Consider the following 442-nt stretch of genomic DNA (forward strand, 5'->3'; position numbering starts at 1 on the left):
TCATTTCATGACAAATTAAATGAGACAATACTAAAAGCTCTAAAACACCAACAAATGAAACACAGACAATCACATCTAACACAAGAACAACTCATCGAAAAACTAGCACAAAATCAAATTGATATAGAAACATTTAAACGGTTATCTGCTGGCTTTGAAAGAGAAGAACGTTACTCTAATTATTCATCCAATCAAATTGCTGAAACAATCCGTCATGTAGTCAAAGATAAATTGACATTAGAAATCATAGCACCTTTGATTGATGACATTACAATAACTCAAACTAAACAATTACAAGGAATCTACTTTAAAAACAGTCCACTCAATATCGTTGAACAATCGCATTTAATAACTCCTGAAAGGAATGAAGTCATATGACACAACTCAAAAAGAAACGTATTGGATTATACGCACGTGTATCAACTGAAATGCAAACGGATGG

1 pseudogene is annotated in these 442 nt (G+C 32.1%); it reads left to right on the forward strand.

From position 1 onward, the window contains the following. Positions 1-378: pseudogene (locus HMPREF2578_RS00440) on the forward strand (recombinase family protein); the annotation flags it as partial. Positions 379-442 lie beyond the last annotated feature (64 nt).

Origin of the sequence: Staphylococcus sp. HMSC072H03 (assembly GCF_001809305.1) — a bacterium.
Lineage (GTDB): Bacteria > Bacillota > Bacilli > Staphylococcales > Staphylococcaceae > Staphylococcus > Staphylococcus hominis.